Annotated in this window: 26 protein-coding genes; 2 read left to right on the top strand and 24 right to left on the bottom strand. The window is 71.6% G+C overall.

What is annotated here, in order from left to right; genetic code table 11:
* Positions 1 to 24: 24 nt before the first annotated feature.
* The 6 genes from BT341_RS18645 to BT341_RS18620 form a co-directional block, all read right to left on the bottom strand.
* Entirely contained in the window at positions 25 to 762 is a 738-nt protein-coding gene (locus BT341_RS18645) for an ABC transporter permease (RefSeq protein ID WP_072477526.1), read from the bottom strand.
* Positions 759 to 1,691 (bottom strand): ABC transporter ATP-binding protein, encoded by a 933-nt coding sequence (locus BT341_RS18640; protein WP_177328846.1) that lies wholly within the window; start codon positions 1,689 to 1,691, stop codon positions 759 to 761. Before BT341_RS18640 ends, BT341_RS18645 begins: the two co-directional genes overlap by 4 nt.
* Before the next feature lie 94 nt (positions 1,692 to 1,785).
* Complete coding sequence (locus BT341_RS18635) at positions 1,786 to 3,174, bottom strand: glycine--tRNA ligase (protein WP_072477524.1); 1,389 nt, start codon at positions 3,172 to 3,174, stop codon at positions 1,786 to 1,788.
* Positions 3,175 to 3,260: 86 nt separating this feature from the next.
* Positions 3,261 to 3,905 (bottom strand): class F sortase, encoded by a 645-nt coding sequence (locus BT341_RS18630; protein ID WP_072482031.1) that lies wholly within the window; start codon positions 3,903 to 3,905, stop codon positions 3,261 to 3,263.
* 445 nt (positions 3,906 to 4,350) lie between these two features.
* Positions 4,351 to 4,989, bottom strand: a complete 639-nt coding sequence (locus BT341_RS18625; protein WP_072477523.1) for a class F sortase — start codon at positions 4,987 to 4,989, stop codon at positions 4,351 to 4,353.
* The gene (locus tag BT341_RS18620) at positions 4,990 to 6,075 is read right to left on the bottom strand and encodes a hypothetical protein (RefSeq protein ID WP_072477522.1); all 1,086 of its coding nucleotides are present in this window, start codon (positions 6,073 to 6,075) and stop codon (positions 4,990 to 4,992) included.
* Between the two features lie 273 nt (positions 6,076 to 6,348).
* Between BT341_RS18620 and BT341_RS18615 the strand changes: the two genes are divergently transcribed.
* On the top strand, positions 6,349 to 6,717 hold the full coding sequence (locus tag BT341_RS18615) for an ArsR/SmtB family transcription factor (protein ID WP_072477521.1): 369 nt from the start codon (positions 6,349 to 6,351) through the stop codon (positions 6,715 to 6,717).
* Positions 6,714 to 7,127 carry a Fur family transcriptional regulator gene (locus BT341_RS18610; protein WP_072477520.1) on the top strand — a complete coding sequence of 138 codons (414 nt, stop codon included), beginning with the start codon at positions 6,714 to 6,716 and terminating at the stop codon, positions 7,125 to 7,127. The genes BT341_RS18615 and BT341_RS18610 overlap by 4 nt, the downstream gene beginning before the upstream one ends.
* 560 nt (positions 7,128 to 7,687) lie before the next feature.
* Here BT341_RS18610 and BT341_RS18605 read toward each other — a convergent pair.
* The 18 genes from BT341_RS18605 to dnaJ all read right to left on the bottom strand — a co-directional run bounded on the left by BT341_RS18605 (position 7,688) and on the right by dnaJ (position 21,920).
* A complete protein-coding gene (locus tag BT341_RS18605; RefSeq protein WP_072477519.1) occupies positions 7,688 to 8,419 on the bottom strand; it encodes a TIGR03943 family putative permease subunit in 732 nt (243 codons plus the stop codon).
* Positions 8,416 to 9,426, bottom strand: a complete 1,011-nt coding sequence (locus tag BT341_RS18600) for a permease (protein ID WP_072482030.1) — start codon at positions 9,424 to 9,426, stop codon at positions 8,416 to 8,418. Before BT341_RS18600 ends, BT341_RS18605 begins: the two co-directional genes overlap by 4 nt.
* A gap of 99 nt (positions 9,427 to 9,525) precedes the next feature.
* Positions 9,526 to 9,951, bottom strand: a complete 426-nt coding sequence (locus tag BT341_RS18595) for a YbjN domain-containing protein (RefSeq protein ID WP_072477518.1) — start codon at positions 9,949 to 9,951, stop codon at positions 9,526 to 9,528.
* Positions 9,948 to 10,763, bottom strand: coding sequence for an isoprenyl transferase (locus tag BT341_RS18590; protein WP_072477517.1), 816 nt, complete (start codon positions 10,761 to 10,763; stop codon positions 9,948 to 9,950). Before BT341_RS18590 ends, BT341_RS18595 begins: the two co-directional genes overlap by 4 nt.
* Before the next feature lie 41 nt (positions 10,764 to 10,804).
* Complete coding sequence (gene recO, locus BT341_RS18585; RefSeq protein ID WP_072477516.1) at positions 10,805 to 11,629, bottom strand: DNA repair protein RecO; 825 nt, start codon at positions 11,627 to 11,629, stop codon at positions 10,805 to 10,807.
* Between the two features lie 49 nt (positions 11,630 to 11,678).
* The gene (locus BT341_RS18580; RefSeq protein WP_177328845.1) at positions 11,679 to 12,125 is read right to left on the bottom strand and encodes a CD225/dispanin family protein; all 447 of its coding nucleotides are present in this window, start codon (positions 12,123 to 12,125) and stop codon (positions 11,679 to 11,681) included.
* Between the two features lie 65 nt (positions 12,126 to 12,190).
* A complete protein-coding gene (locus BT341_RS47325) occupies positions 12,191 to 13,207 on the bottom strand; it encodes an RDD family protein (RefSeq protein ID WP_072477514.1) in 1,017 nt (338 codons plus the stop codon).
* Between the two features lie 180 nt (positions 13,208 to 13,387).
* A complete protein-coding gene (locus BT341_RS18570; protein ID WP_072477513.1) occupies positions 13,388 to 13,843 on the bottom strand; it encodes a DUF2752 domain-containing protein in 456 nt (151 codons plus the stop codon).
* Positions 13,840 to 14,196 carry a CD225/dispanin family protein gene (locus tag BT341_RS18565; protein ID WP_072477512.1) on the bottom strand — a complete coding sequence of 119 codons (357 nt, stop codon included), beginning with the start codon at positions 14,194 to 14,196 and terminating at the stop codon, positions 13,840 to 13,842. Before BT341_RS18565 ends, BT341_RS18570 begins: the two co-directional genes overlap by 4 nt.
* 26 nt (positions 14,197 to 14,222) lie before the next feature.
* Positions 14,223 to 14,615, bottom strand: a complete 393-nt coding sequence (locus BT341_RS18560; protein WP_072477511.1) for a CD225/dispanin family protein — start codon at positions 14,613 to 14,615, stop codon at positions 14,223 to 14,225.
* A 152-nt stretch (positions 14,616 to 14,767) separates the two neighbouring features.
* Entirely contained in the window at positions 14,768 to 15,664 is an 897-nt protein-coding gene (gene era, locus BT341_RS18555) for a GTPase Era (protein WP_072477510.1), read from the bottom strand.
* On the bottom strand, positions 15,661 to 15,999 hold the full coding sequence (locus BT341_RS18550) for a cytidine deaminase (protein ID WP_072477509.1): 339 nt from the start codon (positions 15,997 to 15,999) through the stop codon (positions 15,661 to 15,663). The genes era and BT341_RS18550 overlap by 4 nt, the downstream gene beginning before the upstream one ends.
* Positions 15,992 to 17,338, bottom strand: a complete 1,347-nt coding sequence (locus BT341_RS18545) for a hemolysin family protein (protein WP_072477508.1) — start codon at positions 17,336 to 17,338, stop codon at positions 15,992 to 15,994. The genes BT341_RS18550 and BT341_RS18545 overlap by 8 nt, the downstream gene beginning before the upstream one ends.
* A 149-nt stretch (positions 17,339 to 17,487) precedes the next feature.
* Positions 17,488 to 18,048: an rRNA maturation RNase YbeY gene (gene ybeY, locus BT341_RS18540; protein ID WP_072477507.1), complete on the bottom strand. Its 561-nt coding sequence runs from the start codon at positions 18,046 to 18,048 to the stop codon at positions 17,488 to 17,490.
* A complete protein-coding gene (locus tag BT341_RS18535; RefSeq protein ID WP_072477506.1) occupies positions 18,045 to 19,121 on the bottom strand; it encodes a PhoH family protein in 1,077 nt (358 codons plus the stop codon). Before BT341_RS18535 ends, ybeY begins: the two co-directional genes overlap by 4 nt.
* 86 nt (positions 19,122 to 19,207) lie before the next feature.
* Positions 19,208 to 19,570, bottom strand: a complete 363-nt coding sequence (locus tag BT341_RS18530; RefSeq protein WP_072477505.1) for a histidine triad nucleotide-binding protein — start codon at positions 19,568 to 19,570, stop codon at positions 19,208 to 19,210.
* 430 nt (positions 19,571 to 20,000) lie between these two features.
* Complete coding sequence (locus BT341_RS18525) at positions 20,001 to 20,753, bottom strand: 16S rRNA (uracil(1498)-N(3))-methyltransferase (protein WP_072477504.1); 753 nt, start codon at positions 20,751 to 20,753, stop codon at positions 20,001 to 20,003.
* A 3-nt stretch (positions 20,754 to 20,756) separates the two neighbouring features.
* Complete coding sequence (gene dnaJ / locus BT341_RS18520) at positions 20,757 to 21,920, bottom strand: molecular chaperone DnaJ (RefSeq protein WP_072477503.1); 1,164 nt, start codon at positions 21,918 to 21,920, stop codon at positions 20,757 to 20,759.
* Positions 21,921 to 21,922: the final 2 nt, after the last annotated feature.

The following is a 21,922-nucleotide window of genomic DNA, read 5'->3' as shown; positions in this document are numbered from 1 at the left end:
GCCGTTCCTCGTCCCCTCCGGCCCTCAGACGCGGGCGCTGTCCTTACGGTATCGCCTGATCACCAGCGCCCCCAGCACGACGGTCCACGCGGCGAGCACGCCGGCGGCCGTGGGCAGCGAGACCACCATGTCGCCGGTCACGGCGGGCCGCGCCACCTGCAGCACCCAGTACGTCGGCATGATCTGCGCGAGGTCGTGCATCCAGGACGGCATGCCCTCCAGCGGGATCCACAGGCCGCCGAGGAAGCCCATGCCGAGCGTGACGAGCATGCTGATCGGCTGCATCGAGTCCGGGGTGCCGAACTGCCCGATCAGCAGGCCGAGCAGCACCAGCGGGATCGTGCCGAGCCAGACGCCGGCCAGGATCCGGACCCAGCCGGCGGGGTCGAGGTGCACGCCCTCGACGGTCACGGCCAGCAGCGGCACCAGGATCAGCGCGGGCAGCCCGACGAGCATCCCGGACAGGGCCTTGCCGCCGAGATAGCCGGCCCCGGTCAGCGGGGTCAGCCGCAGCTGCCGCTGCCAGCCGAGCGCGCGCTCCAGCGCGAGCCTGCCGCCGCTGGTGTTGGCGGCGGCGAAGGTGCCGAACGTCATCATGTTGATCATGATGACCGCCGCGAACTGCGCGTGCTCCGGACTGCCGGGTTTGACGAAGACGTTGGCCTGCAACAGGTACATCAGCACCGGGAAGGCGATCACGAAGATCAGGAACCGGGGCGCGCGGAAGTTCCGGCGGATCTCGGTGAGCAGGTAGGTGGTCATCGCACGGACTCCGGGGTCTGGTCGGCGGTGAGGGACAGGAAGGCGCCTTCGAGGCCGACGGCGCTGATTTCGACGTCGTGCACGGCCGGGACCGCGGCTTTGAGCGCCCAGAGCGTCGCGTCGGAGTCGCCGCTGGAAATCGCGACGCGGTCGCCGCGCAGCTCGAACTCCTTGACCCCCGGCAGCGCCGCGATGAGCGCCTCGGTGGCGCCCGGGACGGCGGCGCGCAGCGTGCGGCCACCGGCCAGCGCGCGGACCTCGGCGACACTCCCGTCCGCGACGACCCGGCCGCGGCGCATCAGCACGACCCGGTCCGCGAACTCCTCGGCTTCCTCGAGGTAATGCGTGGCGAACAGGACCGTGCGGCCCGACTCGGTGAACGCGTACATCGACTGCCAGAACTCGCGGCGGGTGCCGACGTCCATCGCGGCGGTCGGCTCGTCGAGGATCAGCAGGTCCGGGTTGCTGACCAGGGCGACGGCGAAGCGCACACGCTGCTTCTGCCCGCCGGAGAGCTTGTTCGCGCGGCGGCCGGCCAGCTCCTCGATCCCGGCGGCGCGCAGCGCCTCGGTGACGGGCATCGGCGCCCGGTGCAGCGCCGCGACCATGCCGACGGTTTCGCCTACGGTCAGGTCGTCCATGAGGGCGCCGCCCTGCAGCATCGCGCCGATCAGCCCGGCGCGGACGGCGTCGCCGGGCCGTCGGCCGAAGACGCGGACCTCGCCGGCGTCGGGCGTGGTCAGGCCGAGGATCATGTCGACGGTGGTGGACTTGCCGGCGCCGTTGGGGCCGAGCAGGGCGACCACCTCGCCCGGGGCGATCGTCAGGTCGACGCCGTCGACCGCGGACACGTCGCCGTAGTGCTTGCGCAGGCCGGTGAGGTGGATCGCGGCCCCCGCCGCCACCGCCTGGGTGTCTGTTTCTCGCATGCCCCCAGGCTGCCGCCCGGCGGGCCCGGGTCCCCAGACCGTGCGTCACGACCTGACCGTGACAGGTGTCAGGGGTGCCCGGGCCCCGGGCGGGTCAGCAGCCGATCAAGCGCGCGGCCAGGTACGACTCCAGCTTGTCGATCGCGACGCGCTCCTGCGCCATGGTGTCGCGCTCGCGGACCGTCACGGCCTGGTCTTCGAGCGAGTCGAAGTCCACGGTGACGCAGTACGGCGTGCCGATCTCGTCCTGGCGGCGGTAGCGGCGGCCGATCGCCTGGGCGTCGTCGAAGTCGACGTTCCAGTGCTTGCGCAGCGTCGCGGCGACGTCCTTCGCCTTCGGGGTCAGGTCGGCGTTGCGCGACAGCGGCAGCACCGCGACCTTGAACGGCGACAGCCGCGGGTCGAGCTTCAGCACGACGCGGGTCTCGACACCGCCCTTCGCGGTCGGCGCCTCCTCCTCGTGGTAGGCGTCGACGAGGAAGGCCATCATCGACCGGCCGACGCCCGCGGCGGGCTCGATCACGAACGGCCGGTAGCGCTGCCCGGCCGCCTGGTCGAAGAACGACAGGTCCACACCCGAGTGGTTCGAGTGCGTGGTCAGGTCGAAGTCGGTGCGGTTGGCGATGCCCTCCAGCTCGCCCCACTCCTGGCCCGCGTTGAAGGCGAACCGGTACTCGATGTCGACGGTGCGCTTCGAGTAGTGGGAGAGCTTTTCCTTCGGGTGCTCGTAGTGGCGCAGGTTGTCGGCCTTGATGCCGAGGTCGGTGTACCACTTCGTGCGCTCGTCGATCCAGTACTGGTGCCAGCGCTCGTCTTCGCCCGGCTCGACGAAGAACTCCATCTCCATCTGCTCGAACTCGCGGGTGCGGAAGATGAAGTTGCCCGGCGTGATCTCGTTGCGGAACGACTTGCCGATCTGGCCGATGCCGAACGGCGGCTTCTTCCGCGACGTCGTCTGGACGTTGAGGAAGTTCACGAAGATGCCCTGCGCGGTCTCCGGGCGCAGGTAGGCAAGGCCCTCCTCGGACTCGACCGGGCCGAGGTAGGTCTTCAGCATCATGTTGAAGTCCCGCGGCTCGGTGTACTTGCCGCGGGTGCCGCAGTTCGGGCAGGGCACGTCGGACAGGTCGTCCTCGGACGTCTGCTTGCCGCTGCGCGCTTCGTACTCCTCGGCCAGCTGGTCGGCGCGGAACCGCTTGTGGCAGGAGAGGCATTCGATCAACGGGTCGGTGAAGACGTTGACGTGGCCGGAGGCCACCCACACCTGCCGCGGCAGGATGACCGACGAGTCGAGGCCGACGACGTCGTCGCGGCCCTGCACGACGGTCTTCCACCACTGGCGCTTGATGTTGTCCTTGAGCTCGACCCCGAGCGGTCCGTAGTCCCAGGCCGAGCGGGTACCGCCGTAGATCTCCCCGCTGGGGAAGACGAAACCACGGCGCTTGCACAGGCTGACTACGGTATCGATGGTGTTCGTGGGCACTCCACGCTCCGGGAAGCTTGCGGGGACGGTCTGTATCGGACGTCCAGGGTATCCGCCGCGGCCCGCCGCTTTTCGCGCAGGTGAGCCTACGGCCGGGAGACCAGCGACGCCGTCACGACGCGGTTGTCCTCGTAGCCCTCGCTGCCGCCGACGTACTCGCCACCGCAGGTGACGAGGAGCAGCTTGTGCGGGCCGTCGGGATCGAAGAGCTGCTCGGACCGGCCGGCGAGCTCGGACTTGTGGATGGTCTCGGCCGAGTCGATCCGGTAGACCCAGGCACCGCCGGCGGCGTCGGTGAGCTTGACCTCCTGGCCGGGCTCGACCTGCCACAGCTCGGTGAACGGGCCTTTCTGGCCCTTCCAGTTGACGTGCCCGGAGAGCAGGGCGACCCCGTGGCCGGCGCCGAGCTTCGCGCCCCACCAGGCGGCTTCGTCGAGGCCCTCGGGGATCTTGAGGGCGCCGTTCGCGTCGAGGTCTTCCTGGACGAGCTTGGCGGTGCCGCCACCGGGGAGGCTCAGCTGCACGGGCGCCTGCCCGTCGGCCTGCCCGGGTCGGGTCTCCCCGGCGGCGGAGGTGGGCGCGGACGTGCCGTTGGCGACGGCAGGTTCATCCTTTCCGGTGAAGACGAGCAGGGTGGCGACGATCGCGGCGACGACGAAGGCGCCCGCGGCCCCGACGATCCACCAGCGGCCCGGGCCCTTCGTCCGCTTCGCCGGGTTCTGCTCCTGCATGTGCTCGTGCTCCTTCGCTGTCCGTGGCATGGCGAAGAAGGACATGCGGTGACGAGTGCGGGAGGTTGCACCGGATCCGGTGGAAAGACGGCGGCGCGGGCCGCCGGGGTGGAGCCGCCCGGCTGCGATCGGCCGCCTGGCTGGGCGAACCTGCGTCGGCCACGACCCGCCGGTGACCGATCGCGGGTCCGGCCGAAGCGGCCGAACCGGCGAGCCCGCCCGGCTGCGCAAACCTGCGTCGGCCGTGCCCCACCGGTGACCGCTCGCCGGTCTGACCGAACCGCCGAGCCCGCCCGGCTGCGCGAACCTGCGTCGGCCACGCCCCACCGGTGACGCTTGCGGTCCGGCCGAAGCGGCCGAGCCCGCCCGGCCGCAGGCCCCCGATTGCCGTCCCAAGCCGCTCAGCGGCCCGGCCGTGCCGCACCCGGCGTGGCCGCGGCCTGGCTCAGCCGGTGGGGCGCGTCACCAGGGTGGCCGTGACCAGGCGGTTCTCGTCGTAGCCCTGGGTGCCGCCCACGTAGTCGCCGCCGCAGGTGACCAGGACCAAGCGATGCGGGCCGTCCTGGGCGAACCACTTCGGCGCCTGCTCCGGCAGCTGCTCCTTCGGCAGCGTCACCACGTCGTCCACCCGGTACACCCAGTGGCCGCCGCGGGCGTCGACGATGCTCACTTCGTCGCCGTCGCGCATGCGCCACAGCTCGTCGAACGGGCCGCGCCTGCCCTCCCAGTTCACGTGGCCCGACAGCAGCGCCGTTCCCTGCGCCGCGCCCAGCTTGGCGCCCCACCACGCCGCGTCGCCCAAGCCGCGCGGGATCGGCAGGACTCCGGTGTCGGTCAGCTCCGTGCGGACCAGGCGGGCCGTCGCACCGTCCGGCAGGCGGACCGTGCCCGGGCGTTGCTGCGCCGCCGACTCGCTGTCCGCGGGCAGCATCGCGGGCGCCGCGTTCTCGCCCGGTAGCGCGCCCGGCGGGGGTACGGCGAGCGACGGCGGCGCGGGCGGCAGCCAGGTCAGCAGGATGATCCCGGCCGCGAAGGCGGCCACGGCCAGCGCCGCGGAGACGGCGGCCAGCCCGGTGCGCAGCACCTAGTCCGTCCCGGACTTGCGCCGCTTGCCGAGCAGCAGCGCGACCGCCGCGAAGAACACCCCGCCGAACAGCAGGCCGATGCCCAGCGGGACGCGCGAGCCGTCGCTGCCGGTGTCCGGCGCGGCCGCGCCGAGGTAGCCGGCCGGGACCTGCGTCGGCACCGCGGCCTGCGTCGCGCTCGTGCCGCCGCCGGTGCTGCCCGCGGCCTTCGCGACGAAGCCCTTCGGCACCGAGCAGCTGACGCCGCCGAGCACGATGTTCGTCACGACGTCCTGCAGCGCCGTCCCCGCCGCGTCCTTGACGTGCGTGGTGATCTCGACGCGCCAGCCGGCGGCGGCCGTGTAGTCGCCCGAACGCCAGCCGTCCTGGCGGATCAGCTGGTCGAACGTCGAAACGCGGGTCAGCTTCAGCTCGGAGACGGTGGTCTCCTTGCTGGCGTTCGCGATGTCGCCGGGCGGGCCGAGCCGCAGGTTCTTCAGCTCGAGACCGGCGTTGCCGCCGGGCACCGCGACGACGCCCAGCCCGCCGCCCTGGCGCACCCACAGCCGGCTCAGCGACGACGTGCCGGTCAGCTTCGACGGTGCCGTGCAGTCCACCGACGTCTTCGCCCCTTCCAGCACGAGCACGGTGTCGTCGCCCGGCTTCGCACCGCCCTGCCAGGTGTCGCGCAACGCGTAGTTCGTCTCGGCGACGGCGGTGGGCACAGTGGTCGCCTGCAGTGCGGCGACGACGTTGTGGTCACGGATCGCGACGCCCGCCGGGTACGGATTGCCGTTGCTGTAGCGGCCCAGGTCGATTTGGTAGTGGCCACCGAACGTGGCGCGCTCGCCGTCGTCCTTCGGCACCGAAATGCGGTCCGTGCCGAGTTTCGACTGGCCGGGCAGCAGCGGGGAACGCTGGGTTTCGGTGATCAGGGCGCCGCCGTGCCGGTCCTCGCCGCCGATGCGCACCGACGCGACGTTCGCGAACGAAACCGGCCCGGTCTTCTCGTCCACGGCCTGGCTCTGCGCCCCGGCCACCCCGGCTCCGACCAGCGGGAACAGCACCGCCGTGAGCGCGGCTGCCTTCGTCACGAAACGGGTCATGTCTCCCCACTGCTCTGCTCGGGCGGGTCGCCAGCGTACGAGAAGCGACGAAACGCTCCGCGACAACCTTGCACCGTCGGCCACGACAAGCGAAGCCGAAGAGGCAATTCCCCACGAACTCACCCGAATGGAGCAATACGAGCGGCCGTATTGCACAGGCGTGGTGACGCAGCGGGGTCTGGAGCGGGGGAACACTAGGATGGGTGGCGCCGTTATCGGCAATGACTACGGAATTCATGGTCGCGGCGGCGGACGAGCAGCGTGGAGGCGGGAATGGCGACGGTCACCGGCAGTGGCGCCCAGCCGGAGCTCGCGGAGTGCGCCCCGGCGGCGGCAGCGGCACCGGCGCACCCGCCGGCATCGGTCCTGACCGACGCGGGTGACCTGCTGCGCGCGCTGGCCGCGCCGGTCCGGATCGCGATCGTGCTGCAGCTGCGCGCGGCCGACCGGTGCGTGCACGAGCTGGTGGATGCTCTCGACGTCGCGCAGCCGCTGATCAGCCAGCACCTGCGGGTGCTGAAGACGGCCGGCGTGGTCCAGGGCGAGCGACGCGGGCGGGAGGTCGTCTACCGGCTCGCCGACGACCACCTCGCGCACATCGTCGTGGACGCCGTCGCCCACGTGCAGGAAGGAAAGCGATGAACCCGGCAGCACCGCGCAGCCAGGCCCCGGTGCCCGGGCGCCGATCAACCCGCCAGCGAGCGGCGGTCGTCGAGCTGCTGAGCACGATCGACGACTTCCGTTCGGCCCAGGAACTGCACGACGAGCTGCGCAAACGCGGCGACGGCATCGGCCTGACGACGGTGTACCGCACGCTGCAGTCGTTGTCCGAGGCGGGCGAGATCGACGTGCTGCGCACGGATTCGGGCGAGGCGATCTACCGCCGCTGCTCGGCGCACCACCACCATCATCTGGTGTGCCGCCTGTGCGGCCGGACGGTGGAGGTCGAGGGCCCGGCGGTGGAGCGCTGGGCGGAGAAGATCGCGGCGGAGCACGGCTTTTCGGAAATCTCGCACACGGTGGAGATCACCGGTACGTGCGGGGAGCACTGACCCAGCCGGCGCGGGTTAGGCGTCTGGACGGCGGATCGGCGGCAAGCACCGGGATCGCCGGCGAGGTCCCGGGGCGGCCAGCGCGCGAAGCCGCCGGGCAGTTCCGCCGATCGAAGGGAACGCCGCGGGCTGACGGCCGATCAGCCGCGCACACCGGCGGCACTGCCTCGGCCACCCCGACCCCGCGAAACCGCCGGGCAGCCCCGCCGCCGATCGGCCAGAACTCCGCGAGTCGATCAGCCGCGAACGCTCGCGCGACAACGCTTCGACTGCCCCGGCCCCGCGAAACCGCCGGGCGACTCCACCGACGCGGCCCGAACGCCGCGGACTTCGTGGCCGATCGGCCACGAAGTCCGCCCAGCCGCGACCGCCCCGCCAGGCAAACCTGGGCGCACATCCCGCCGACAGTCGCCGACCCAGCCCGAAGGCCGCCAGCCCTACGGCCGGAAGCCCCGGCAGCGCGTGGCGTCGCCCCCGTCCGCGAAGGCATCGCGGAGACCCGGCCGGACCGGCCCGGCTCGCGCATCGTCCAGTGCCTCTCCCCCTCCTACCGGCGCCGGTCAGTACTCGTACGGGTCGTTCGGCACCGGCACCGCCGTGACCGAGACCGGCGTGAAGTCCGGCGTATAGCTGTTCGCCTGCGTCGCCGTGCCTGGGACCACCTGGCCCGTCACCTGGATCCAGGCGTCGCTCGCAAGATGGGTTGCTTCGCCGCCGCGGAGGCGGACCGTTACCGGGAACGCGTCCGCAGCGCAGCAGCTGATCACCAGGCGGGCCAGCAGCGTTGTGCCGTCTGTGTGCACCACGAAGCCCGTCAGCGAGACCGTCCGGCCCGTCAGGGTGCCCGCCTTGTCCCAGCCCGCTCGGCTGACGAACTCGTTCAGCGGCAACGGCACCACGTTCCCCGCCGGCAAGGGCGGGAACGCCGCCGCGTTGGCCGCCGCCGCGCTGGCCGGGACCCTTGCTTCCGTGCGGATCACCGAGTCGGCGCCCAGTGCCGGTGGGGCCACGAGGAACACCGCCAGCACCGGCACCAGCAGCAGCCAGGCCGGCCGGGCGGAGTGCGAGTGCTCCGCGTGCTCCGGCTCGGCGCCCGCCACGGCTTTCGCGCGCGCCGCCAGCAGGTCACGCACGATCGCCACCGCGCCGAGCAGCACCATCACCGCACCGCCCGCGATGATCCACGGCTGCTGGGCCGGCTTCACGTACCTCAGGTAGTCGCCGTTCACCGCGATCTTGACCAGCGCGCCGCCGAGCAGGATCAGCAGGATGTTCTGCGTCTCGCGCCTCATGCCAGCCCCACCGCCAGGCCGGCCGCCACCGCGCAGAGCGCCGCCACCACGAACGTCACCGGCGCGAACCGGACCGCGAACGACCGGCCGAACGTGCCCGCCTGCAACGCGAACAGCTTCACGTCCACCGCCGGCCCCACCACCAGGAACACCAGTTTCGGCAGCAGCGGCAACGCCGTCAGCGACGCCGCCACGAACGCATCCGCCTCGCTGCACAGCGCCAGCACCACCGCCAGCACCGCCATCACCACCACACCCAGCACCAGCTGGCCGCCGAGAACCCCGAACCAGCGAGCCGGCACCAGCACGTTCAGCGCCGACGACACCAGCGCCCCCAGCACCAGGAAGCCGCCGGCCTCGACCAGGTCCGTGCGAGCCGTCTCGGCGAACACGCGCCACCGCTGCCCGCCCGCCACGTCCGGCAGGCGGCGCAGCGCGCGGGCGGTGATCCACTCGAGCTTGCCCCACCGGGCCCACAGCCAGCCCATCACCATCGCCGTCGCCAGCGAGCCGGCGAACCGGGCCAGCACCATCTCCGGCTTGCCGGGGAACGCCACCGCCGTCGCCACCAGCACCACCGGGTTGACCGCCGGCGCGGCGAGCAGGAACGTCAGCGCCGCCGCGGGCGCCACGCCCTGGCCCATCAGCCGGCGCGCCACCGGCACCGACGCGCACTCGCAACCCGGCAACGCGACGCCTGCCAGCCCCGCGACGCCGACCGCCGCCCCGGCGCGGCGTGGCAGCACCTTCTCCAGTGCGCGGGCGGGCACGAACGCGGCGATGGCGCCGCTGATCAGCACGCCCAGCACGAGGAACGGCAGTGCCTGCACGCACACGGCGACGAACACGGTCGAGCCGGTGCGCAGCGCGGGCACGTCGAACGCCTGCTGCAGCCAGCCCTGGCCGAGGATCGCGACCAGCAGGATCGCGCACAGCACCTCGACCGAGCTGATCCGGAACCGGCGGGTGCGCCGGGCGGTGTCGGAAACGATGTTCACGACGGCGATGATGCCAGGGCCCACCGACAGCACCGCGCGCGAACGGAAGATCACGACCCGAAACCGTCCGCAAAACTCCGTTCGCGGCCGAAATGTCCCACTTGTGGGTTACGCGCCCGGCACGATTCCCGGCAAATCGGTCCGCAGCTGGGAAGCCGTCGACACGACCAGCATCAGCAACGTCCCGAGCGCGGCGGCGTCCAGCCCCGCCGCCGGGAACGCGTACCGCAGGGTCACGTCGACGCCGTTGTCCGAGTGCCCGACCCCCAGCGTCCCGAACAGGCCCTGGCCCGCCCGCTCGGCCACGGCGATCGACAGCTCGGGCCGGTCCGGCAGGTCCCAGCCGACCACGCAGGTCAGCGTCAGCACCGTGAGGCCCTCGCCGAGCCGGGTCGCCTGGATCACGCACGGGACGTCACCGTGGGAGAACGTCAGCGCGCCGTCGTCGTCGACGTGCACCTCGAGGTACCGCTCCAGGGCGTCCTTCGCCTGCGTCAGCAGCTCTGCGGTCTCGGCCGCTTCGGTGGCGCTCACGAAGAAGCCGCCTGGTCGACGGCGCCGCCGAAGCGGCGATCGCGCTTCGCGAACTCCAGGCAGGCGCGCCACAGGTGCGTCCGGTCGAAGTCCGGGAACAGCGTGTCCTGGTACACCATCTCGGCGTAGGCCGACTGCCACAGCAGGAAGTTCGACGTCCGCTGCTCGCCCGAGGGCCGCAGGAACAGATCCACGTCCGGCATGTCCGGTTGGTACAGGTACTTGCCGATGGTCTTCTCGCTGATCTTGCCGGGGTCCAGCTTCCCGTCGGCGACGTCCTGCCCGATCCGCCGCATCGCGTCGGCCAGCTCCGCGCGGCCGCCGTAGTTGACGCACATCGTCATGTTCAGCGCCGTGTTGTGCTTGGTCTTCTCTTCGGCCGCCTGCAGTTCCTTGATCACCGACGCCCACAGTTTCGGCCGCCGCCCCGCCCAGCGGATCCGGACGCCGATCGAGCCGAGGTAGTCGACCTGGCGGCGGATGGTGTCGCGGTTGAAGCCCATCAGGAACCGCACTTCTTCGGGGCTGCGCTTCCAGTTCTCCGTCGAGAACGCGTACACCGACAGCCACTTGATGCCGAGCTCGACGGCCCCGCTGGCGACGTCGATCATCACGGCTTCGCCGCGTTTGTGCCCCTCGATCCGCGGCAGGCCGCGCTGGTTGGCCCAGCGGCCGTTGCCGTCCATGACCAGCGCGACGTGCTTCGGGAGCAGCTCGCGCGGGATCTCCGGCGGCTTGGCGCCGGACGGGTGCGGATCCGGGGCCCGCAGCTCGAATCGCGACGCCCTGTTCTCGCGTCCCCTGCGCAGCACTGCGAGCCTCCCTGGATGGGTGAAACCGGTCGGGCCCGACCCTACTGCCCGGACACCCCCTGTCCTTCGGGGGTGCGGGTGGCGGAGCCCCCGGCCCGGGGCGAAGCCCCGGATGTCACTGCGGTCTCCCGGGCGCGTCGCTCGACCAGCGGAAGCGACCTCAGCTGCCGCTCGAGGTGCCACTGCAGATGCGCCGCGACCAGGCCGCTCGCGTCGCGGCGGGTGCCGGGCAGGGTGGCCTCGGCCACCGGCCATTCGCCGTGCAGGAGCGCGGTGAGCAGGTCGAGGACCTCGGGCGCGGGGTGCACGCAGCCGGGCACCCGGCAGTCCTGGCACATCGAGCCGCCGGCGGCGACGCTGAACGCCGTGTGCGGGCCCGGCAGGCCGCAGCGGGCGCATTCGGTGAGCGCGGGCGCCCAGCCGGCGTAGGACATCGCGCGGAGGAAGAACGCGTCGAGCACCAGGGAGGCGTCCCGCTCACCGGCGGCGAGCGCCCGCAGCGCCCCGACGACGAGGAGGTAGAGCTTGAGCACCGGCTCGCCCTCTTCGGCCGAGAGCCGGTCCGCGGTCTCCGCGATGGCGCTGGCCGCGGTGTAGGCCTGGTAGTCGGCGACCAGCGGGAGCTGGAACGCGTCGACGGTCTCGACCTGGGTGATGACGTCGAGCGTGCGCCCGGTGTAGAACTGCACGTCGACGTGGCCGAACGGCTCCAGCCGGGCCCCGAAGCGCGACGACGTGCGCCGCACGCCCTTCGCCACGGCACGGACCTTGCCGTGCCGCCGCGTGAGCAGGGTGACGATCCGGTCGGCCTCACCCAGCTTGTGCGTGCGCAGCACCACTCCGGTGTCGCGGTAGAGGTTCACCACCCCGACATCGTCCCACTCTCGGGCGATGCCGGGGTGGACCGACCCGGGTTCAGCAGTAGTAGCCCGTGCAGTGGTAGGTGGTGGCGGCGGTGACGCCGATGATGATCCAGATGATCGCGAACAAGCAGCCGAGGCCGCCGATGATCGACGCGATCAGGCAGAGCGTCTTGGTCGTGCGCGACGCCTGCTCGGCCATCATGTAGTTGCCCTGCATCTTGTACGTCTGGACCTCGTTGGACTTCATGATCGCGAAGATCGCGAGGATCCAGCAGAGGAAGATGCAGCCGATCGCCCAGCCCTTGTAGTCCTTGATGGCGTTGATGTCGCCACCGCCGGGCATGCCGTAGCCGGGGGCGCCGAAGCCGCCCGTGGCCGGCTGGCCGTACGGCGCGGGCTGGCCGTAGGGCGCCGGCATGCCGCCGGACGGCGGCCCGTAGCCCGGCTGCGGCTGCTGGCCGTAGGGCTGCTGTGGCTGCTGGCCGTAGGGATTGGTCATGAACTCGTACCCCAACTACTCGTGAACGTCCCGCCGGGTCACCCGGGCGGTGGAGGGAGAACCGGTCAGTGGTGTGGCGGCTGGTCCTGCGGCGGCTGCCCGAACTGACCCGGCTGGATCTTCTGGGTCGCGTCGCCCTCGCCCTGCTGGCCGGGGCGCAGCATCTGGGTGCGCTCGGCCTGCTCGTCGAACGCGGACCCGCCGGCGGGCGTGTCCGGGCGGAGCATCTGGGTGCGCTCGCCTTCGTCGAAGGCGGATCCGCCGCCCGGCGGCGGGGCGAGCGGCTGGCCCTGCGGCTGGCCGAAACCGCCCGGCTGCTGCTGCGGGAAGCCACCGGAAGACGGCTGGGCGAACCCACCGGAGGACGGCTGCTGCGGGAAGCCACCGGACGTGGGCTGGCCGAAGCCGCCGGAGGACGGCTGGCCGAACTGGCCGGGCTGCTGCCCCGGCGGCGGGTAGCCGCCGGCGAACGGCTGCGCGCCGGGCTGAGCGTAGGGCGCCTGCGCCGGCGAAGCCTCGCCCTGGACCACGACGGAGTTGACGATCTTGTCGGCGAAGGTCTGGCTCTTGTCGTCCCAGAGCGGCCACAGGTAGCCGACGTAGCAGGGCAGGCTGTCGACGATGTGGCAGATGTCGCGCAGGACCGCCGTGCCGACGCCGACCGGCTGCCCGGTCTGCTCGGCGACGAGCTTGATGCCGAGGACGCGCTTGCCGAGGGACTGGCCGGTGTTGCCCTGCTGGATCCACCGGTTGTAGATGTTCCAGCCGAGGCCGGCGAGGCCGCCGAGCCCGTACAGGATGATGCCGATGCTGCGGGCGCCGGTGAACATCAGCACCACGGCGAGGAGGTAGACGACGAGCACCGGGGCCTGGTCGATGATCAGCGCGCCCGCGCGCTGGCCCCAGTTCGCGTAGTTCTGCGGCGCGCCGAACGGGGTGCCCGGCTGACCGTACGGCGCCGGCTGCCCGAAGGGCGCGGGCTGGCCGTACGGCGGCGGTGCCTGGCCCGGCTGCGGTTGTCCGAACGGCTGCCGGCCACCGGGCGGCTGCCCGAAGGACTGCTGACCGTAGGGATCAGTCATGTGGGTCTCCCCCTCGATGGTCACTTCCCCGACTGCGGAATCGGCCCCGCCCGCATCGGACCGGTCCGCGGGAGCGTACTCGCTCGGGTGACGGACGCGCCTCCCAGGCATCAGCTGTCCGGGTGATGCGCCCGCGGGTCGGACGTGCTGGTCCGGCCGCCGGTTCCGCTGCGTGTCCGGTCAGACGCGCAAACCGGTGAACGGGGCGAACGGCAGGTTGCGGATGACGAACCAGACGACGAACACGACGGCGAACACCAGTGGCGTCCACCGCCAGTGCAGCCAGCTGTTCATCGCGCGGCCGCGCAGCCGTCCCAGCGTCCACGCGGCCGTGCTCCAGCCGAACAGCAGCACCACGACGAACGACACGGCGTTGTAGTGCAGGGCGGCCGGGATGTCGCCGTGCATCAGGCTGTAGGCCATCCGCATGCCGCCGCAGCCCGGGCAGTCGATGCCGAACAGGGCCTTGGTCGGGCAGACCGGCAGGAAGCCGCCGGGAGTGGTCGGGTCGCCGATCCAGACGACCGCGCAGCACACGCCGAGGCCGGCGACGACCGCCGCGGGCGGCCCGAGCGCGCGCAGCTTGGCGCGCGCGCCGCGGGCCGGGACTCCCGTGTAGACGGTCGTGGCCGTCACGGCGTGAACCGGCCGGCGTTGGCGCCGACGACCACGACCATCACCACGATGAAGATGATGTAGAGCAGCAGGAGGGCCCCGGTCGTGATGGCCGACCACATCGCCCACTTGCGGGCGTCGTCGGCGGCCTTCTGCGCCTCGGCGTGGAAGCCCTGGAACCACAGCGAGCTGACCTGGCTGGACTTCACGATGGAGACGACGCCCAGTGGCAGGCAGCACAGCACCGTGCTCAGGATCGCCCAGACCATGTTGTTGTCCGGCGGCGGTCCGTAGTTCGGCGGCGGGTAGCCGTAGCCGTAGCCGGGTGGCGGCCCGCCCGGGGGCGGGTACGGCGGCGGGTACTGGTCGGTCACCGGGATCCTCCTGCTGCTCGGCTAGGTCAGTATGACGTCCGGCCCGTGCCGAACGTGAACACACCCGCCACCATGAGGATGATCCACAGCACGAGCCACGCGACGCCGACGATCGCCGAGATGATCGCCCACTTCTTGGCCGAGTTCGCGGCTTCCTCCGCCGCGGCCGTCTGGCCCTGCGCCCACAGGCCGTTCACCTTCGCGGCCTGCACGATCGACACGACGCCGAACGGGAGGCAGCAGAAGATGGTGGTGAGGATGGCCCACACCAGGTTGTTGCTCGGGGGCGGGCCCGGCTGGTACCCGCCCGGCTGGCCGCCGGGGTAGTTCTGCTGCCCGCCCGGCTGGCCGCCGGGGTAGTTCTGCTGCCCGCCGGGCTGGTCGCCGGGGTAGTTGGGCATGCCCTGGCTGTCGGTCATTCGGTCGTTCCCCTTCGTCGTGCTCCATGGACGACCACCTGGTCCGCCGCCGCCCCGATCGGCCGCGGTGTGGTCGAGCTGCGAACTGTAGGGGTACGAGGCGGCCGGCGCGCCGGGATTCCTCCCGTCGCGACCGAATCGAGATCAGGAATTCAGAAGCCGAGCCGGCGCAGCTGGCGCGGGTCGCGCTGCCAGTCCTTGGCCACCTTGATGTGCAGGTCGAGGTAGACCTTCGAGCCGAGCAGCCGTTCGATGTGCTTGCGGGCGGTGGCACCGACCTCCCGCAGCCGTTCGCCCTTGTGCCCGAGGATGATCCCCTTCTGGCTGGGCCGCTCGACGTAGAGGAAGGCGTGCACGTCGATGAGGTCGTCGCGGCCTTCGCGGGGCAGCATCTCCTCGACGGTGACGGCGATCGAGTGCGGCAGCTCGTCGCGGACGCCTTCCAGCGCCGCTTCGCGGATCAGCTCGGCGACCAGCGTCTGCTCGGGCTCGTCGGTGAGCTCGCCGCCCGGGTAGAGCTGCGGCCCTTCGGGCAGCCGCTCGATGAGCAGCTTCGCGAGCGTGTCCACCTGGAACCCGTCCACTGCGGACACCGGGACGAGCTCGGCGAAGTCCATCACCTGCTGCAGGGCCAGCAGCTGCTCGGCGACCTGGTCCGGCTTGACGAGGTCGGTCTTGGTGACGATGCCGATGACGGGGGTGCGCTTGGCGATCTTCTGCAGCTCGGCGGCGATGAACTTGTCGCCGGGCCCGATCTTTTCGTTCGCCGGGACGCAGAACCCGACGACGTCCACTTCGGACCATGTGGTGTGCACGATGTCGTTGAGCCGCTCGCCGAGCAGGGTGCGCGGCCGGTGCAGGCCCGGCGTGTCGATGAGGACGAGCTGGGCGTCCTCGCGGTGGACGATGCCGCGGATGGCGTGGCGGGTGGTCTGGGGCTTGCTGGAGGTGATCGCGACCTTGGTGCCGACGAGGGCGTTGGTCAGCGTCGACTTGCCCGCGTTGGGCCGTCCGACGAAGCAGGCGAAGCCGGAGCGGTGTTCGGTCATCGGTCGAGCACCTTGAGGACTTCGCCGTCCGGGCCGGCGAGGATGATCGGGGCGTGCTTCGCGATGTCGCGGACCGCGTGCACGGACGCCTCCTTGAGCAGGCTTTCGCCGCTGACGACGGCGGCGGCCTCGAGGCTTTCGGCGCCGCTGGAGACCGCGGCGGCGACGGCGGCCTGCAGCGCGGTCAGCTTGAACGACGGCTGGTCGACCGTGGCCGCGGCGTAGGTGCGGCCGTCGGTGTCGCGGACCGCGGCGCCTTCGGCGGCTCGGGTGCGGGCGCGCGAGGACCGCGCGAGGACGACCAGCTTCTGGTCCTCCGCCTCGAGGTCAGGCATGTTCGACGCTCCTGTCGCGTTCGTCGGGGTGGGGCAGGCGCGTGCGGCGGCGCGCGGTGCGGTCGGCCGGGTCGGTCACCGCGTCGGCGTCGGCCGGGTGCACGACCACGGAGGTGATCCGCATGCGGCCGCGCCGGTCCTTGCCCCCTTCGGCGAACAGCCGAAGGCCGGCGACCTCGGCTTCGGCCCCCGGCAGCGGGACCCTACCCAGTCGTTCCGCGAGCAGCCCGCCCACGGTCTCCACGTCGTGGTCTTCGAGGTCGATGCCGAACAGTTCGCCCAGGTCGTCGACGCCCATCCGGGACGAGACGCGGACCGCGCCGTCTTCGAGCTCCTCGACTTCGGGGCGTTCGTCGGCGTCGGACTCGTCGGTGATTTCGCCGACGATCTCCTCGAGGACGTCTTCGATGGTGAGCAGGCCCGCGGTGCCGCCGTACTCGTCGACGGCGATCGCCATGTGGTTGTGCGAGCGCTGCATTTCCTTGAGCAGCTCGGCGAGGCGTTTCGAGTCGGGGACGAAGGACGCTTCGTTCATCAGCGTGCCGACGAGGGTGCTCGGGCCGTCCGGGTCCATGTACCCGGCCATGAGGTCCTTGATGTTGACGACGCCGACGATGTCGTCGACGGACTCGTCGATCACCGGCAGGCGGGTGAAGCCGGTGCGCAGCGCGAGGGCGAGGGCCTGGCGGACGGTCTTGGTGCGCTCGATCCAGACGATCTCGGTGCGCGGCACCATGACTTCGCGGGCGACGGTGTCGCCGAGCTCGAACACCGAGTGGATCATCTCGCGCTCGGAGTCTTCGACGACGCCTCGTTCCTGGGCGAGGTCGACCAGCTCGCGCAGCTCGACCTCGGAGGTGAACGGGCCTTCGCGGAAGCCCTGGCCGGGGGTGATGGCGTTGCCGATGAGGATGAGCAGCCGGGACAGCGGGCCGAGGACCGAGCCGAGGACGCGGACGGGCCCGGCGACGTAGCGGCCGATGCGGTAGGGGTGCTGGCGGCCGAGGGTGCGGGGGCCGACGCCGATGAGGACGTAGCTGACGACGACCATGACGACGGCGGTGACGAGCACGGCGAGGCCGAGCGGGTGGATCCAGGTGCCGACCGCGACGGTGACGAGCACGGTGGCGGTGAGCTCGCAGCCGAGGCGCAGCAGGAGCAGGAGGTTGATGTGCCGGCGGCGTTCGGCGACGATGGCGGCGAGCTGGCGGGCCCCGGGCAGCCCGAGCCGGGTGAGGCCTTCGGCGCGGGCTTGCGAGACGGTGCTGATGGCGGCGTCGGCCGCGGCGAACACGCCCGCGAGAAGCACGAGCGCGATCGCGAAGAGCAGCTGGACCATGAGGGACGCCTAGCGCCGCGCTTCGGGGCTCGGGCGCCGGCCGCGAACGGCGCCCCAATGCGGCCTTGGTTGCGTCTCACGCACCGAAGGCCGCCTTGGGTGCGTCTGACGCACCGAAGGCCGCATTGGGGCGCTTGCTCCGGGCGGCACTACGGCGTTTCTCCGGCGGGTGGTTCGGCGGGGGCGTCGAGGCCGGCGATGCCGAGGACGCGGTCGTCGGTGCTGCGCTGGGCGTTCTGCTTCTCCAGGGCCGCGACCGCGTCCTGGTACTCGCCGAGGATGCGTTTCTGGAGGGCGAACATCTCGCGTTCCTCGGCGGGTTCGGCGTGGTCGTAGCCGAGGAGGTGGAGGACGCCGTGCACGGTGAGCAGGTGCAGTTCGTCGATGAGGCTGTGGCCGGCGGTCTTGGCCTGGTCCTTGGCGAACGCCGGGCAGAGCACGATGTCGCCGAGCAGGGCCGGGGACGCGTCGGGCGCGTCGGGGCGGCGGCTGGAGTCGAGCTCGTCCATGGGGAAGGCCATGACGTCGGTGGGGCCGGGGAGGTCCATCCAGCGTTCGTGGAGGTCTTCCATGACGTCGAGGGTGACGAGCAGGATGGACAGCTCGGCGAGCGGGCTGACTTCCATCTTGTCGAGGGCGTAGCGGGCGGCGGAGACGATGGAGGTCTCGTCGACGTTGACGCCGGACTCGTTGGCGATCTCGATGCTCACCGCCGGTTGCCCTTCCAGCCGTTGCCCTGCTGTTGTTCCTGCGCGTCCTGCACGGCCTGCCACTTCTCGTAGGCGTCGACGATGTCGCCGACGAGCTTGTGCCGGACGACGTCCTGGCTGGTGAGTTCGGCGAAGTGGAGGTCGTCGACGCCGGTGAGGATGTCGCGGACGACGCGGAGGCCGCTGCGCTGGCCGCTGGGCAGGTCGACCTGGGTGATGTCGCCGGTGACGACGATCTTGGAGCCGAAGCCGAGGCGGGTGAGGAACATCTTCATCTGCTCGGGCGTGGTGTTCTGGGCCTCGTCGAGGATGATGAAGGCGTCGTTGAGGGTGCGGCCGCGCATGTAGGCCAGGGGCGCGATCTCGATGGTGCCTGCCTGCATGAGCCGCGGGATGGACTCGGGTTCGACCATGTCGTGCAGCGCGTCGTAGAGGGGCCGCAGGTAGGGGTCGATCTTCTCGTTGAGGGTGCCGGGCAGGTAGCCGAGGCGCTCGCCGGCTTCGACGGCGGGGCGGGTCAGGACGATGCGGGTGACCTGCTTGGCCTGGAGCGCCTGGACGGCCTTCGCCATGGCGAGGTAGGTCTTGCCGGTGCCGGCAGGGCCGATGCCGAAGACGACGGTGTGCTTGTCGATGGCGTCGACGTAGCGCTTCTGGTTGAGCGTCTTGGGCCGGATGGTCTTGCCGCGGCGGGAGACGATGTTGAGGCTGAGGACCTCGGCCGGGGACGCGTCGCCGGTGGAGAGCATGGAGACGGTGCGGCGGACGGTGTCGGGTCCGACCTGCTGGCCGCCGCCGGCGAGCTGGACGAGCTCGGCGAAGACGCGTTCGGCGAAGGCGACGTCGGCGGGGGTGCCGGTGAGGGTGACCTCGTTGCCGCGGACGTGGACGTCGGCGGCGAGGAGTTCCTCGGCGACGCGCAGGTTCTCGTCGCGGGAGCCGAGCAGGCTCAGTGCGGCGGCGTCGGGGATGGGGAACCGGGACTGCGCGGACTGGACGGCGGCATCCTCGGTCTTGGGGACGTCCCCGGGGACGTCGGGTCGGGCGGCTCCACCCGGTACGGTTCCGGCCACGTGGCCTCAGGCCTGCTTTCTCGGTGAGGGACTACGGACCCCACCGATGCTACTGGCACCCCCCGGCAGAACGCAGGCCGGTTTCCTCAGTCCTCGTCAGGAGCCCCGAACAACCCGAGTGGTTCGCCGCCGAGGACGTGGGCGTGCACGTGGAAAACGGTCTGCCCGGCATCACGGTCGGTGTTGAAGACGAGGCGATACCCGCTCTCGAGGATGCCCTCGAGCTCGGCGACCTTACGGGCGGTGGCGACAACATCACCGAGAAGCCGAGGATCGGCGGCGGCGAGCTCGGCAACGTTCCGGTACCGCTTCCGCGGAACGACGAGAACGTGAACCCGGGCCTGCGGCCGGATGTCCCGGAAGGCGAAGGTGGTGTCGTCCTGGTAGACGACATCGGCAGGGATCTCCCCGGCGATGATCCGCTCGAACAGGGTCTCATCCTCACTCATGCGGAGACCATATCGACGAAGAGGAGAAGAGGCACGACAGCCACCCGCACAGGCGGGCCCGAGCCAACACCCACAGGACCACACCGGAAGACGCGGCAGCCAACTAGCACCGAGCGAAAGCGGCGGGGGGTCCGGGGGCGCGCCCCCGGCTGGGGGTCTGGGGGTTTGACCCCCAGAGGACCCAACGAACGCGAAGCGGCCCCCGAAGGAGCGAAGCGACGAAGGGGGCCGCGGAGCGGTAGACCCTGGGGGTCGATCTACCGCCACCGCGGCGGCCGCCGGACCGAGGGGGGAGGTGCCCGGCGGGGTCTGTGTCTTCCCAGTGGCGCGCCGAAACGGTGGGTGGCGCGTTAGTAAACGAGAGTAACGGGTCGGAGTGTGATCGCGCCATAACTGGGCGCAAAATCGGGGGTGTTTTTTGGTTGATCTTTCAGTTCCAGCGGGTGGTGAGGGCGCCGATGGCGCCGAGGGCGACGGCGGCGGCGGTGGAGGTGCGCAGGACGGTGGGGCCGAGGCGGACGGCGTGGGCGCCGGCGTCTTGGAGGGTGCGGAGTTCGTCGTCGGTGATGCCGCCTTCGGGGCCGACGACGAGGAGGATGTCGCCGGTGTCGGGGAGGGGGAGGTCGGTGAGGCGGTCGGGGGCGTCGGATTCGAGGACGATGGCCTGGGACATGGTGGCGATGAGGCCGGCGAGTTCGCGGGTGGTGACGGGTTCGGTGACGTCGGGGATGTGGGCGCGGCGGGCTTGTTTGGCGGCGGCGCGGGCGGTGGCTCGCCAGCGGGCGAGGGCTTTGCCGCCGCGGGTGCCGTCTTCCCATTTGGCGATGCTGCGGGTGGCTCGCCAGGGGATGACGGCGTCGGCGCCGGCTTCGGTGGCGAGTTCGACGGCGAGTTCGCCGCGGTCGCCTTTGGCGAGGGCTTGGGCGACGAGGACGCGCAGGGCGGGTGGTTGTTCGGTCCAGCTTTCCTCGACGGTGAGGGTGAGGACGGCGTCGCGGCCGGGCCGGACGGTTTCGACGACGCAGCGGGCCATCGCGCCCGCGCCGTCGGAGAGCACCAGCCGTTCTCCGGCGCGCAGGCGGCGGACCGTGGCCGCGTGCCGGGCTTCCTCGCCGTCGAGGACCGCGTGCCCGGTGGCGGGGACGGTGGCGGCGAGGAAGACCGGCAGGGTGGTGTCGGGCACGGGTCAGCGGTGGTTCTTGGCGCGGAGCTTGGCGAAGAGGCCGCCGTGCTTGGCGCCGTTGGCGGCCAGCGTGGGGACTTCTTCGCCGCGTTGCTGGGCGAGTTCGACGAGGAGTTCGCGCTGGGCTTCGTCGAGCTTGGTGGGGACGACGACGTCGATGTGGACGTGGAGGTCGCCGCGGCCGTCGACGCGGCCGGAGGACCGCAGCCGGGGCATGCCCTTGCCGGTGAGGACGAGTTCGGCGTTGGGCTGGGTGCCGGGTTCGATGTCGAGTTCGTAGTCGCCGTCGACGAGGGTCGCGATGGGGACCGTGGCGCCGAGGGCGGCGGTGGTCATCGGGATGCGGAAGTTGCAGTGCAGGTCGTGGCCCTGGCGGACGAAGACCTCGTGCGGGGTCTCGTCGATCTCGACGTAGAGGTCGCCGGCGGGGCCGCCGCCGGGGCCGACCTCGCCCTGGCCGGAGAGGCGGATGCGCATGCCGTCGCCGACGCCCGGCGGGATCTTGGCGGTGACGTTGCGGCGGGCGCGGATGCGGCCGTCGCCGCCGCACTGGCGGCAGGGGTCGGGGATGACCTCGCCGAAGCCGCGGCAGACCGGGCAGGGGCGGGCGGTGACGACCTGGCCGAGGAACGACCGCTGGACGGACTGGACCTCGCCGGCGCCGCCGCAGGTGTCGCAGGTCTTGACCGAGGTGCCCTCGGCGGTGCCGGCGCCGCGGCAGAGGTCGCAGACGATGGCGGTGTCGACGGCGATCTCCTTGTCGACACCGGTGGCGCATTCTTCGAGGGTGAGGCCGAGCCGGATGAGGGCGTCGGAGCCGGGCTGGACGCGGCTGCGGGGCCCGCGGCCGCGGCCGCCACCGCCGGCGGCGCCGAAGAAGGCGTCCATGATGTCGCCGAGGCCGCCGAAGCCGGCGAACGGGTCGCCGCCCCCGCCGCCGCGGGCCCCGTTGTCCATGGGGTCGCCGCCGAGGTCGACGATCTTGCGTTTCTGCGGGTCGGACAGCACCTCGTAGGCCGTGGTGACCTCGGCGAACTTGTGCTGGGCGTCGTCCGACGGGTTGACGTCGGGGTGCAGCTCCCGGGCCAGCTTCCGGTACGCGCGCTTGATCTCCTGATCGCTCGCGTTCTTGGCCACCCCGAGGATGCCGTAGTAGTCCCTCGCCACCG

This window comes from Amycolatopsis australiensis, assembly GCF_900119165.1.
Classification (GTDB): Bacteria; Actinomycetota; Actinomycetes; order Mycobacteriales; family Pseudonocardiaceae; genus Amycolatopsis; species Amycolatopsis australiensis.
The sequence above is the reverse complement of the archived record's forward strand: the minus strand, read 5'-3'. Positions and strand labels throughout refer to the sequence as shown.

Excerpts from the sequence above, each read along its gene's own strand:
- BT341_RS18645 (WP_072477526.1), bottom strand. The coding sequence starts at position 762 with ATGACCACCTACCTGCTCACCGAGATCCGCCGGAACTTCCGCGCGCCC.
- BT341_RS18640 (WP_177328846.1), bottom strand. The coding sequence starts at position 1,691 with ATGCGAGAAACAGACACCCAGGCGGTGGCGGCGGGGGCCGCGATCCAC.
- BT341_RS18630 (WP_072482031.1), bottom strand. The coding sequence starts at position 3,905 with ATGCAGGAGCAGAACCCGGCGAAGCGGACGAAGGGCCCGGGCCGCTGG.
- BT341_RS18620 (WP_072477522.1), bottom strand. The coding sequence starts at position 6,075 with ATGACCCGTTTCGTGACGAAGGCAGCCGCGCTCACGGCGGTGCTGTTC.
- BT341_RS18615 (WP_072477521.1), top strand. The coding sequence starts at position 6,349 with ATGGCGACGGTCACCGGCAGTGGCGCCCAGCCGGAGCTCGCGGAGTGC.
- BT341_RS18610 (WP_072477520.1), top strand. The coding sequence starts at position 6,714 with ATGAACCCGGCAGCACCGCGCAGCCAGGCCCCGGTGCCCGGGCGCCGA.
- BT341_RS18605 (WP_072477519.1), bottom strand. The coding sequence starts at position 8,419 with ATGAGGCGCGAGACGCAGAACATCCTGCTGATCCTGCTCGGCGGCGCG.
- BT341_RS18580 (WP_177328845.1), bottom strand. The coding sequence starts at position 12,125 with ATGACCAATCCCTACGGCCAGCAGCCACAGCAGCCCTACGGCCAGCAG.
- BT341_RS47325 (WP_072477514.1), bottom strand. The coding sequence starts at position 13,207 with ATGACTGATCCCTACGGTCAGCAGTCCTTCGGGCAGCCGCCCGGTGGC.
- BT341_RS18560 (WP_072477511.1), bottom strand. The coding sequence starts at position 14,615 with ATGACCGACAGCCAGGGCATGCCCAACTACCCCGGCGACCAGCCCGGC.
- era (WP_072477510.1), bottom strand. The coding sequence starts at position 15,664 with ATGACCGAACACCGCTCCGGCTTCGCCTGCTTCGTCGGACGGCCCAAC.
- BT341_RS18550 (WP_072477509.1), bottom strand. The coding sequence starts at position 15,999 with ATGCCTGACCTCGAGGCGGAGGACCAGAAGCTGGTCGTCCTCGCGCGG.
- BT341_RS18545 (WP_072477508.1), bottom strand. The coding sequence starts at position 17,338 with ATGGTCCAGCTGCTCTTCGCGATCGCGCTCGTGCTTCTCGCGGGCGTG.
- BT341_RS18530 (WP_072477505.1), bottom strand. The coding sequence starts at position 19,570 with ATGAGTGAGGATGAGACCCTGTTCGAGCGGATCATCGCCGGGGAGATC.